Consider the following 10,969-nt stretch of genomic DNA (forward strand, 5'->3'; position numbering starts at 1 on the left):
GCCGAAAAATCTGTAGTAAAAAGGCGAAAAATATAGGGATTGCAATTAGTTATTTCTTGCAAGGATTACGATTGCTGCAATCAGCAGTAATACCAAGACCACGGTAAAAAAGATTTTCCAAAAACTATAGGGTCGTGAACCAGAGATATTTCCGTTTTCACCGTTAATAAAGAAGTTGTATTCTTTACCGTTGTAACGGTATGCGCTTACATATACGGGCAGTAATATGTGCTTAAATGTTTCTTCCGATAAGCTCATGTCCATATGGGTAAGGCGTTGGGTATCACCACCAATATCTTGTCTGCACCAACGTTTCGCAATTCTTTCTGCTTCGCCCTTGGCGGTAAGATGGCCCTGCTTTAAAGGGATGGTATATTTTTCGGTCACAAAACCCCGTAAAAAACTAGAGTTAAAGGGTTGTAACAGTTTTAGGTTCCAATGGGCAATTTTGGTGGGGATACGTCCCTGTCTTTGTTGGGATGCCTTTACCAAGGTGTCGTCCACAAAACCTGCTATTTTCCCGGACGCTGGATACCAACGGGTCCTACGTACCCTTTGGTTCACCATTTTTCCCTGGCTGTTCCTTACCCGTTTGTTTTCATAATAATACACACCGCGTTGGCCGGAATACGTGGCCTTTAGTTGCGCATCAAAAGTCCAATAGGGGAGATATAACCCTTTGGTGAACTGGGGGTCAAGAGCCGCTTTTTTAAGTTTGTTGGGGGCGAACCAAAGGCCTTTCACCCACTGTTGAAAAATTTGGAAAGACCTTTTTTGGTCTATTTGGAATGGGAGGACGGCTCCTGGCAAAATCCAGTCTTCTTTATAGGCGTCCTCCAGTACTAAGGGCATACTGCAGTACACACAGTGAAGCGATTTGTAGTTTTCCTCAATATGTTGGTTGGCCCCACAGTTTTTACAGTTGAGCATAGAAATCTCCTCACTATGCTTTTGCGCGCCCATCTCTTTTAAGTAAGGGTACAGTTCCAACTCTTTAAACCCATGCTCGCCCAAGGCAATTTCCTCAAGATGCCCACAATACTCACAACTTATATTTTTGGTTCCAGGTTGGTACCGCAATTCTGCCCCGCAATTGATGCAGGGTTTTTTCAATTCCGTGTTTTTAATGGTTTCTTCCAAGGGAATTTGCGTCTTGATTTCTAGTTTCTACCTTAAGTAAAACGAAGGTGGTTTTCGCCGTATGGGAGACAAAATGCTTGCTTACCCACCGTCTCCACATGCGGTCTATCATGCGGTCTAAAGTCAATTTTCTCCGAACATTTTGGGCTTATGCCCCAGGTAGTGGCGGTGGCGTATTGCCCCCCAAAAATGATTTTAATTCTTCCACCTCTTGCAGTGCCGTCCAGTTGGCCATTCCTTGTTTCCAGACCAGGCTGTCCCTATTGATGGTGCGGTTGGCAAATAAGGTACCCAATTGTTCAAAAGAAACTGGGCCTTGTTGTGTGCCGTTAACCGCATAAAAGTACTGTACTGCTGCGGGTATCGGTGGTGGGACAGCGGTTCCGCCAGCCTTAGGAAAACCTTGCTGTTGCCCCATGTTCATGTTTCCTCCCATCATTCCGCCCATTTGTTGGGCAAGTACAAAGCCCATGCCCATGCCCATGCCCGCACCGGCCGTACCCCCTTCGTTCTTGGCGGCTGCCTCAATGGCTTTGGCCGTTTTGAACTTGGTGAGTTTGTCCAAGTCCAACTTGTCTATACGGCTGTACTCAAAAATCTCTTTCTTGAGGTCTTCTGGCATCGAAACATTTTCGATATAAAACTTTTCCAAAGAAATCCCCACGGATAAAAATTCAGGCTTCATTACCTCTTGGCAAGTCTCTGATAGCTCTGAAGTATTGGCGGCATAAAGCTCAATGGGCAGGTTGGCCTCCCCAACGGTATCCGTAAAACGGGTGGCAATCAGGCTTTTTAAATGCTCGTTGATTTCAAAATTGGTGAAGTTATTGTCCGTTCCTACTATATCAATAATAAACTTTCCCGCATCTGCAATTTTAAAGGCATAGGTGCCAAAAGCACGGATTTCCACAAGGCCAAAGCGCTCATCACTCAGGGTTACAGGATTTTTGGTGCCCCATTTTTCATCCGTAAATAAATGGGTGTTCACAAAATAGACTTCGGCCTTAAAAGGAGAATTAAATCCATATTTCCAACCTTTTAGGGTAGTTAGGATGGGAAGGTTCTGCGTGGTGAGGTCATAAGTGCCAGGGGTGAACACATCTGCCAATTGTCCTTCATTGACAAAAACGGCTGTCTGTCCCTCGCGCACAATAAGTTTTGCACCATTTTTAATTTCATTTTGGTAGCGCTCAAACCTATGCGCAATGGTGTCGTCACTATAATCTAACCATTCTACAATATCAATAAACTCATGACTCAGTTTTTCTTTGATTTTGCTAAAAATATCCATGAATACGATTTTACAAGTTTGCGTTTTAAAACTACTAAAAACTATGCAGCTTTTGGGATATAGGTGTGCAAACGGCCAAAGAAGTTACAGGGCTTGCCCAAAAAACAGGTCAAAGGACGGACATACAGCTTGGGAACTCTATAATAAGTACCATTAAGGTTGATGTCTTACCATGGTACATTTGTCCTTACCAATGTCCAGTACCCGGATCGCCCTTAAACGGGCCGGAGAGGTTATCAGTAATCCAACCCGCATAAAATTGACCTGGCTGCGGACGAACCTTCTCCTTTCCAATAAAGCAATTGAGGTGCTGCGGATAAAATGCGATGTGCTGCTGCAGTGCTTCAAAAGGTGGGAACGGATGGGCGTAACTCCAACCAACGGCAAGATTTGGGTTGTCCCTTAGGGCCCAATACCCAGCAGTTCCCTTCCACTCGCATAGGCTTTTTTTTCGTGGCATTTTCAGTAGATGTTGCAGTTCCACATCTTGGATGGGAATATAATAGGTAGGAGGGCTAGCCGTTTCACAGATGGCAAGTGCGCCCTTGGTGAGGGCCAAACGCTTGTCCCCGCAGAAAATAGAGATTTCCTCCGTAACCTTTTCTATGGCCGGAGGCCTTGGAAAATCCCAAACGGAAACCTGACCTTCTTTTGGTTCCTCCGCAAATGGCGGCCTAGTGGTACCGTTAAAGGTCCATTTGTCCCGCGCTTTTGACAACCAGTTTGGAATTTGCCGCTTCTGTTTAGACATCCCAAGAGGTTTATAGGTTTCCGGAACTATGTAAGATAAGAATGGCGGAGAGCAGTAAAAATATGAAAGCGGGCAATGATTTTTTTAAGGCATCATTTATCTTAAAGTGCATTCCAATGGCTCCCATCATCAAAACGGCCATTAAGATGGCGGGGTATACGGTGAGCTTTGGCATAGCTATGGAAATCAACAACAAGGTAGCACTGGTCACTTTTAAAAACCCAATGGCGTACATCATAGTTTTGGATAGCCCATAAGCACTAAATTCTTCTTGCATGCTCCCGGCTTTGGCACCGCGCCAAGGGGTTTTCTTGTTAAACCTAAAAAACCAAACGTTGATGATGCTGATAAACAGTACTATTTTTATGCCCCAAATAAGATATTCCATTATGTTTAAGTATTTTTATATTTTAATTAAACAAAATCTACTACAAATTTGTGGGGAATCCAAATCTAATCGCTTTTTCTTTTGAGATTAAGGTACTCGTTATTTTTAGCTCAGTGTCATTTTTGGTATTTGGGTTAAGTTGTTTGTTTGCACCGTATATGGTATTGGAATTTAAGCGTTATGGACTCGCTAATTTTAGGACGCTCAATGGGCTGCTTCAGATTTTGGGCGCGCTTGGCCTTTTATTGCTTTTTTACCAACCTATTTTTGCGTTGGTGGCCAGTGGTGGACTCGGTATTTTAATGGTTTTGGGCTTTTTGGTCAGACTTAAAATAAAAGATGGGTTTGTAAAATCCTTTCCTGCTTTTTTCTATGCGGTCTTAAATTTCACCATCTTATTTTTGCTCATTAAAGAGGACCTATGGTGACTATGGGCTTAGTTGAAACTGTTAATGTAAAATTAGTGATTGGAAAACAGCCACACATCAAAAAAAAACATGGATAAAAACGTATTGGGCACAGCACTTAAAGCCTGTTGTTATGCCCCAAAGACAGGCTTTTATCGGGACGGTTTCTGTAAGACTGGACCAGAGGACGTAGGTACTCATGTGGTCTGTGCCATCATGACGGAAGAATTTCTGGTCTACACCAAATCCCAAGGCAATGATTTAAGCACTCCCATAAAAATGTATCAATTTCCCGGGCTAAAGCCTGGAGATAAATGGTGCTTGTGCGCCTCTAGGTGGAAACAGGCCTATAGGGCAGGTAAGGCCCCAGATGTGCTGTTGGAGGCCACTCATGAAAAGGCCCTTGAAATCATAGATTTTGAACTTTTGCTAGAGCATAAATATAGCGAAGACCAACCCTAACATAGCCCCGTCCCCATATCACAGCTGGTCGTGTTATCATCCTCTTTTATGGGGGATAGTTTTTCAAAAGCTTCCAAAAAAACCTTTGCCGGTTGTGCGCCGCTTATAGCGTACTTGTTGCTAATGATAAAAAAGGGTACGCCGCTTACCCCCAGTTGTTGGTAATGGGCAATTTCTTGTTGTACGGCAGTGGCAATAGCTTTATCGGCAAGAATTTCTTGGTTGTTGAAGGTTCCCAGCCAAATTCGCCCATAATCCCTTGCAAAACCTCCAGATTGTTTAAAGGAAGATTTTCTTCAAAATACGCCTTAAAAAAGCGTTCTTTTAAGAGCGTGCCATAACCGGCGTCACGGGCAACGTGGAGTAATTGATGCAAGGCCAAGGTGTTTACTGCAAGCCATTTGTCTCCAAAATTAAAGTTAATGCCCTCAATGGCACCCAACGCCTTAAGCCGCTCCGTCATTTCATGGATGCGTTCCAAATCACCAAATTTACGGAGTAGGTACGTATGTCCGTCCAATCCACTGGCAGGGATATTGGGATCTAGTTGATAGGGGCACCAGGTAACCTCTACGGTTTTTCCCTTCCATTGTTCCAAAGCGGTTGCCAGCCTTCGTTTTCCAATATAACACCATGGGCAGGCTACGTCCGATACCACATGTACCGTAATCACATCTTTTTTCATAGCAAATAGCTTTAAGGCCATGTCAAAATTAGTCGTAAAATATTGGGTTATTGACTGAGCAAGCAAAAAAAGTATGGTCTTTAGGTTTTGTGTTTAGCACATCTATGCGCTGCAAACTAGCTTGTAGCAAATGGTACCTAAGTGGAAATAAATAATGCCTTTTTACACGTATCCAACAAGAAACGCTAGGCAGTCCTTATCTTAGCCTAAAAATTGGGGATGCGGTTTAAAGCGGTTTTGTTTGATATGGATGGGGTAATCATAGATTCTGAACCTTTACACCGTAAGGCCTATTTTTCCATGTTCAAAGAGGTAGGAATTAAGGTATCCAACCCCTTGTTCGAAAGTTTTACCGGTCAGGCTACCTTGCACATTTGTACCCAATTGGTCAATCATTTTAAGATATCCCAATCCCCGGAGTCTTTGGTTGCCATCAAACGGAACTATTTTAAAGAACTCTTTTTTAATGACCCGGCATTGGATTTAATCCCTGGTGTCCATGACTTAATTATGGATTATTATGCCAATGGTATGACCTTGGTCCTTGCAAGCTCCGCTTCCATGCCCAACATCAACAATGTGTTTGCCCGCTTTGATTTGGACAAGTACTTTGTGGCCAAATTAAGCGGGGCGGATTTAAAGGCCTCCAAACCACATCCCGAGATATTTTTAAAGGCTGCCCAAGCATCGGGTTACGACAAAAGCCAATGTTTGGTCATAGAGGACAGTACCAATGGTATTAAGGCTGCCCACAACGCAGGAATTTATGCCGTTGCCTATAACAGTCCAAATTCAAAGAACCAAGATTATCTTTTGGCAGATAAGGTGATTGTAGATTTTAACGAGATTACCTTTGATAAGCTTGGCAAAATACCCACTTAACTCTCTTGATCACCTTAGCTTAATTACGCTTGTGGTATATGGGAACCCTAAGCCCTGCATATATGTTGGCTGCATTTGCAGTGTCCGTAAACAAATTGGACACAAGGGTTCCAGAACCAATGACCAAGGGGCCTAAACGCAGACCAAAACCTATGTTGGTTCCGCCCAGTTCACTAAAGGTCACTGGCACATAGGTTGCAAAACCACGACTTTCATAACGTGGGGTAAATGTGATGAAATTAAGACGTTGATTGGCCAGTGCATCATTTTGATCGGTGACATTTTGTGCCAAGTCCAAGTTCAGGTATACTTTGGGCACCACATTATAATCTAGCTGTAAGCGTAGGGTGGTAGGTAAGGAAATGGTGACATCCCCCGTGGTTACGGTCTCTTGAAAGCTATCCTCAAAGGTTTGTTCAAAGTCGTCCTCCAAATCTTGGGCATTTACAGTACCGTTAACCGCATAAGCGTTTGTGGTAACATTGTTGTAGGTGATGGAGCCAATGTCCAACAACGCCAGACCCACCTTAAATTTATACAAATTAAAACCTCTTGGATTGCGGCCATTGGCAGCTGCCACGGAGGAGTTGTTCCTGTATTCATAAACAAAACCAATATCGGCTCCAAAACCCCCGGTGAGCTCATTAAAAAAATCCGTTGAGGTATCCTCATCAATATTGGTGGCGTAGCTAAAATCACCGTTTAAACTTACCGTGCCCACATTAAAATCATAGGCTCCATTTAATGTATTGGAGTTTCCTTGGGCAAAACCTCCTCCCAAAAGGTACTTTAAGGTGACGCCCCCTTTGAGAAAACTGTTATTGGTCTCGGGGATAAGCACACGGGCGTAGGAGAGCCCCAACTCTCCCCAGGCATGTATGGTTTGATTAAAATTATCTTGGGAGAAGACAAAGTTTTCATCCGTAAAACCGTCATAAATACTTTCAAAAAGATTCCCGTTGATGTTGTTGATATTTCCTGCAAACCGCACACGACTGAGCAGGGCGATGGATTGTTTTTCACCTAAGGATATTTGGACGGACGGCCCATTGATATCTACTCCCACCAAAAAACGATTGTTATCTGCCGGAAAGCGTTCCAAACCGGTAAATCCTTCTTCACCTAATAGATCGATGATATTGCCAAGGGTAAGGTTGGTATAGTCCGTGCCCAGAACCGTCTCTGTGGTCAAAACATTGACGTCTACCTTGGTTCTGGAATCTGCACTATTGGCCGGGTTGATCACGGTGCCGTGAATACCGTTAAAATTGTCCGATGCGTACCCCAAAAATGATTGGCCCTGCACACAAATAACAGAGAGTAGGGTAAAAAGGATACCGTATTTTTTCATTGGATTGGCTTTAATTGGTTTTTATGAACCAAAAGTAGCGGTTAGGCTGCCATAAAAGAATACCCATAGTTAGGTATATTAACTGCGGTAACTTACCCTACTTTTTAGTAGAGGTAAGGGAATAGGCCAATAAGACGGTTTAATCCTGCACAAAATCCCTTACCACTGCCTCTGCGGCAGCTTCCCCGGACGCCATGGCCGCGTTCAATGACCCGCTTAGCAAATGGTCTCCGGCAAGATAGACCCCTTGCTCATTTCTGATGGAATTGGGGTTGGGCTGCATCCCTAGGTTGGTGATATCCGGTAGTGCCTGTTTAATAGGATAGGCCCTTAGGAAAGACTTTACTTGGATTTGGCAATGTTGCCTAAGTTCTTCCATAACTGTTTTAATGAGTTCCTCTTGGGTTTTTTCATGGTTTTTGACCACGGTTACCGAAAGTACAGGGTCACCATTGAAAGTTTGTCCAAAGGGATAATATAAGTTGTTGGTAAACGTATCCTTATGGGCCACCAGACCAATGATACCCTCCTCAAAGGTTCTGTTATGAACGGTAAAATAAAGGTTGTCACAGCTTTTCCAAGTTACTTGCTGGGTGCGGATGTTACCTTTTTCATCAACGGGCAAGGTGCTGATAACGGCATGGGCCTCTACCGTTGCGCCATTTTTTATTGCTATTTTATGGGCATGGACTTGGGATACCTCGGTTTCAAACTCTAATGGGCCAACGGTTTTGGCAAGCTGTGCAGGAATCGCCCCAATGCCATTGGCGGGTAGGGCCGCATAACCCTCACCGAACATTTTAAACACAAACTCAAACAACCTGGAAGAGGTTTTTAAGGTGTCTTCTAAAAATATTCCGGTAAAAAAAGGCTTAAAGAAATTGGCAATGATGACGTCTGAAAACCCATAGGCTTTTAAATATGCCAAAGTAGTGGTTTCAGTATCGGAAAAAATTGTTGAAATGGACTTTGCCTTTAGCTGACGCGTTAGGGCATAGATTTTGAACTTGTCCTTAACGGAACCTATTGTGGCTTTCACCGTAGGCCAAAATGAAGAAGGATCCCTTAAAGGATCACCAATACGCTGGGTTGTACCGTCCTTAAAAATTAACGCCCCAGGTTTAAAATAGTGGAGTTCAAGCGCCTTATAGTCCAGGTGCTTTTTTGCCTGTGGGTAATCCGTCAGCAATACTTGGAAACCATGGTCAAACTGGACTCCGTCTGCGGTATCTGTCTTTACCCTGCCCCCAGGACTTTGGGTAGCTTCTAAAAGCACGGGTAAAAACCCATGTTCCTTCAAGGTTTTGGCTGCAACCAAACCACTGACGCCCGCCCCAATGATGTAAATTTTATAGTCTTTTTTGTCCATGGTATTTCTTCACTGTTGACGCTGCAAAAATACATATTTGAACCATAGTGGGGGAATGCCCCAGGTAACTGCATGCCCTCCTTTTCCAATGGGTATGGTTTACTTGTGCACTAACAATAGACGATTTGGGTCCTCCTTGGAAATAACGCAACTGTGATGTGGAGCTTGGGTACAATCTACCAGAACAAATTTAAGGTAGCAACCATCTTGATATTTGGCTTTGACCACCTGAAAGGCACCAAAATCCTTACTATTTTCATTGATAAGCGTGCCAAATTTGGAAAGCCAATGTGTATTTATTGTCAATTGTCTGGGATGGGTAGTGCCCAATAAAAAATGATAATCCAAATATTGGCTATCTTGCTGTTGTCTTTGCAAGTCGGTTTGTATTACATAGCGAATCGTTGCATGATGTTTCCCCCAGTTTTTGACGTTTTGTAGGATATCTTGGACCATGTTTTAATCAAAACCTCAAGTTCTTACAGTTAATTAAGATTTTTATAGCGTTTTAGGTACTATTTGGCATTTTGTACCAGATTTATGGATATTCCGTAAGCCTAAGACACCGTAAGGCTTGCATCACAACCATTGGGTATGCCTTAAGAGTGTTTTAAATGCTTGGCCTTAGGCTACGAACGAGCAATATATGTTGAACGATTTTTTGTTTGCAGGGAGTATTTTGGTTTCCATGGCCACGGGCTTGGTGTTGCTCTTTAAGATTGGGGCTAGGCAAAGAAGAGCTGTGCAGCTGCTGGCGTTCTATTTTATGGGTAACGGAATATGTTTTGGTTTTTATCTACTGATCAAGTACGGTTGGATTTCCATGGCACCCTATTTGTTTAAATGGCCTGTTCCGTTGGGATATTTAGTTTCGGTAGCGGCTTATCTACATGTTAGGACGGTGTTGAGACCCCAACGGGCATTTACTTGGAGCGATTTGTTGCATGTGTTGCCCGCTGCATTGGTTGTCATCAATTACATGGGTTTTTACAGTATGGACCTAACGGCTAAAACGGATTTGGTCCAACGCGTTAGTGCCAATATGGACTTGGTAAACCAAGGTGCGTATGGGATACTTCCAGAATATGTTGTTTTAATGTTCCAGCTGTTTATGGGCACTGCATATCTCATTGGCCAATGGAGGTTGATCATCAAATTTTACAGTAACAAAACTACCCATTTGGGCAAGGGACAAAAGGTGATTAAAAAATGGCTCTATGATTTTGCCCGTTTGCAGACTTTTTACGTGGTGGCCTTAGTTTTAATTTATGTGGTTTCTGCGTTTGCCATGTTTTCAGTTCTGGATGGGGGCAACCTAGCGGTACCAGCATCACAATTACTAATTTCAATAAGCTTTTTGTTTTTATCGGGTTACTTGTTTTGGAACCCCAATGTACTTATTGGATTGGCAAAAAAGGTTTTGCCAACGGTGGCCCATCCACAGGAGCAAGGTCACTTTTTCCAGGATATGGTAGCTAGCATTTCCAATGAAGGTTGGTACTTGGATACGGAGTTAACAGTGGTGATCCTTTCCCAGAAACTTGGGATACCCGTAAATAGGGTTTCCAAGGCGATCAACCAGTCCAATCATACCAATTTTAATAACTTTATCAATGGTTTTAGGGTAGCTCATGCCCAAAAATTGATACATCAAGGGTTTTTGGAGAAGCATGCTATTGAAGGCCTGGGCAAGGCCAGTGGATTCCATTCCAAGAATGCCTTTTACAGGGCCTTTAAAAAAGATATGGGAACAACACCTAAGGCCTACCAGCAGCAAATTACGTCAGGTACTGATAAGAGTTCTTGATATGATAGCGGGAATTTTGTCGCATCAAAGTATCGTATTGTGGTTAAAAGGGTACCGTATTACAGATGTACATCAGGGGTTTTTATCCAAAAATCACTACGGTGTTTTTGTTCATCCGGTTAATTGGGTGCAGTCTGTATTACCGCTACGGCCTCAATTTCCACGCCCCACTCCGGCAGGCCTAAGGCGTCCACGCCAACCAACGTGCTAGCGGGCATATCCGTATCGCCAAGCAATTCTTTTCTAATGGTTCTAAAAGTATCTAGATATTGCGGTTGATAGTCAACGATATAGGTGTTGTATTTGACCACATCATCAAAGGACGCCCCGGAGTTTTCTAAAGTTTTAAAGAGATTTTCAAGCGAGTTTCTAAACTGTGTTTCAAAATTGGGTCCGCTACCTACCTGACCTGAAATATAGATGGTCTTGATACTAT

The 10,969-nt window shown here is 43.2% G+C and carries 12 protein-coding genes and 1 pseudogene; 4 read left to right on the forward strand and 9 right to left on the reverse strand.

The genetic code is table 11. From position 1 onward, the window contains the following. Positions 1-45: 45 nt before the first annotated feature. From I595_RS14050 to I595_RS14065, 4 genes are all read right to left on the reverse strand, one after another. Complete coding sequence (locus I595_RS14050; RefSeq protein WP_054560060.1) at positions 46-1,140, reverse strand: TFIIB-type zinc ribbon-containing protein; 1,095 nt, start codon at positions 1,138-1,140, stop codon at positions 46-48. Positions 1,141-1,288: 148 nt separating this feature from the next. Then, positions 1,289-2,431: an SPFH domain-containing protein gene (locus I595_RS14055; protein ID WP_054560061.1), complete on the reverse strand. Its 1,143-nt coding sequence runs from the start codon at positions 2,429-2,431 to the stop codon at positions 1,289-1,291. A 187-nt stretch (positions 2,432-2,618) separates the two neighbouring features. Further along, complete coding sequence (locus I595_RS14060; protein ID WP_054560062.1) at positions 2,619-3,182, reverse strand: DUF427 domain-containing protein; 564 nt, start codon at positions 3,180-3,182, stop codon at positions 2,619-2,621. A gap of 10 nt (positions 3,183-3,192) precedes the next feature. After that, positions 3,193-3,570, reverse strand: coding sequence for a DoxX family protein (locus tag I595_RS14065; RefSeq protein WP_054560063.1), 378 nt, complete (start codon positions 3,568-3,570; stop codon positions 3,193-3,195). A 50-nt stretch (positions 3,571-3,620) separates the two neighbouring features. On the opposite strand from I595_RS14065, the gene I595_RS14070 reads away from it, so the two are divergent. Then, positions 3,621-3,998, forward strand: a complete 378-nt coding sequence (locus I595_RS14070) for a hypothetical protein (protein WP_245628296.1) — start codon at positions 3,621-3,623, stop codon at positions 3,996-3,998. Positions 3,999-4,067: 69 nt separating this feature from the next. After that, positions 4,068-4,439 carry a DUF2237 family protein gene (locus I595_RS14075; protein WP_054560064.1) on the forward strand — a complete coding sequence of 124 codons (372 nt, stop codon included), beginning with the start codon at positions 4,068-4,070 and terminating at the stop codon, positions 4,437-4,439. Here I595_RS14075 and I595_RS14080 read toward each other — a convergent pair. After that, a pseudogene (locus I595_RS14080) lies at positions 4,436-5,145 on the reverse strand (DsbA family oxidoreductase). The gene I595_RS14075 and the pseudogene I595_RS14080 sit on opposite strands and share 4 nt — an antisense overlap. 198 nt (positions 5,146-5,343) lie before the next feature. Here I595_RS14080 and I595_RS14085 point away from each other — a divergent pair. Then, positions 5,344-6,006, forward strand: coding sequence for an HAD family hydrolase (locus I595_RS14085; protein WP_054560066.1), 663 nt, complete (start codon positions 5,344-5,346; stop codon positions 6,004-6,006). Positions 6,007-6,025: 19 nt separating this feature from the next. On the opposite strand, the gene I595_RS14090 is transcribed toward I595_RS14085, so the two are convergent. From I595_RS14090 to I595_RS14100, 3 genes are all read right to left on the reverse strand, one after another. Further along, positions 6,026-7,357 carry a DUF5723 family protein gene (locus I595_RS14090; RefSeq protein ID WP_054560067.1) on the reverse strand — a complete coding sequence of 444 codons (1,332 nt, stop codon included), beginning with the start codon at positions 7,355-7,357 and terminating at the stop codon, positions 6,026-6,028. 139 nt (positions 7,358-7,496) lie between these two features. Beyond that, a complete protein-coding gene (locus tag I595_RS14095; RefSeq protein WP_054560068.1) occupies positions 7,497-8,726 on the reverse strand; it encodes an FAD-dependent oxidoreductase in 1,230 nt (409 codons plus the stop codon). Between the two features lie 99 nt (positions 8,727-8,825). Beyond that, on the reverse strand, positions 8,826-9,182 hold the full coding sequence (locus I595_RS14100; RefSeq protein WP_054560069.1) for a hypothetical protein: 357 nt from the start codon (positions 9,180-9,182) through the stop codon (positions 8,826-8,828). 190 nt (positions 9,183-9,372) lie between these two features. Between I595_RS14100 and I595_RS14105 the strand changes: the two genes are divergently transcribed. Then, a complete protein-coding gene (locus I595_RS14105; protein WP_054560070.1) occupies positions 9,373-10,533 on the forward strand; it encodes a helix-turn-helix domain-containing protein in 1,161 nt (386 codons plus the stop codon). A 119-nt stretch (positions 10,534-10,652) separates the two neighbouring features. On the opposite strand, the gene I595_RS14110 is transcribed toward I595_RS14105, so the two are convergent. After that, positions 10,653-10,969, reverse strand: a 317-nt coding sequence (locus tag I595_RS14110; RefSeq protein WP_054560071.1) for a Rid family hydrolase, incomplete at its 5' end; no start/stop codon positions are given.

The organism is Croceitalea dokdonensis DOKDO 023 (genome assembly GCF_001306415.1).
GTDB lineage: Bacteria > Bacteroidota > Bacteroidia > Flavobacteriales > Flavobacteriaceae > Croceitalea > Croceitalea dokdonensis.

Coding starts and splice junctions, on each gene's coding strand:
- I595_RS14055 (WP_054560061.1), bottom strand. CDS start 2,431: ATGGATATTTTTAGCAAAATCAAAGAAAAACTGAGTCATGAGTTTATT.
- I595_RS14060 (WP_054560062.1), bottom strand. CDS start 3,182: ATGTCTAAACAGAAGCGGCAAATTCCAAACTGGTTGTCAAAAGCGCGG.
- I595_RS14065 (WP_054560063.1), bottom strand. CDS start 3,570: ATGGAATATCTTATTTGGGGCATAAAAATAGTACTGTTTATCAGCATC.
- I595_RS14075 (WP_054560064.1), top strand. CDS start 4,068: ATGGATAAAAACGTATTGGGCACAGCACTTAAAGCCTGTTGTTATGCC.
- I595_RS14085 (WP_054560066.1), top strand. CDS start 5,344: ATGCGGTTTAAAGCGGTTTTGTTTGATATGGATGGGGTAATCATAGAT.
- I595_RS14090 (WP_054560067.1), bottom strand. CDS start 7,357: ATGAAAAAATACGGTATCCTTTTTACCCTACTCTCTGTTATTTGTGTG.
- I595_RS14095 (WP_054560068.1), bottom strand. CDS start 8,726: ATGGACAAAAAAGACTATAAAATTTACATCATTGGGGCGGGCGTCAGT.
- I595_RS14100 (WP_054560069.1), bottom strand. CDS start 9,182: ATGGTCCAAGATATCCTACAAAACGTCAAAAACTGGGGGAAACATCAT.
- I595_RS14105 (WP_054560070.1), top strand. CDS start 9,373: ATGTTGAACGATTTTTTGTTTGCAGGGAGTATTTTGGTTTCCATGGCC.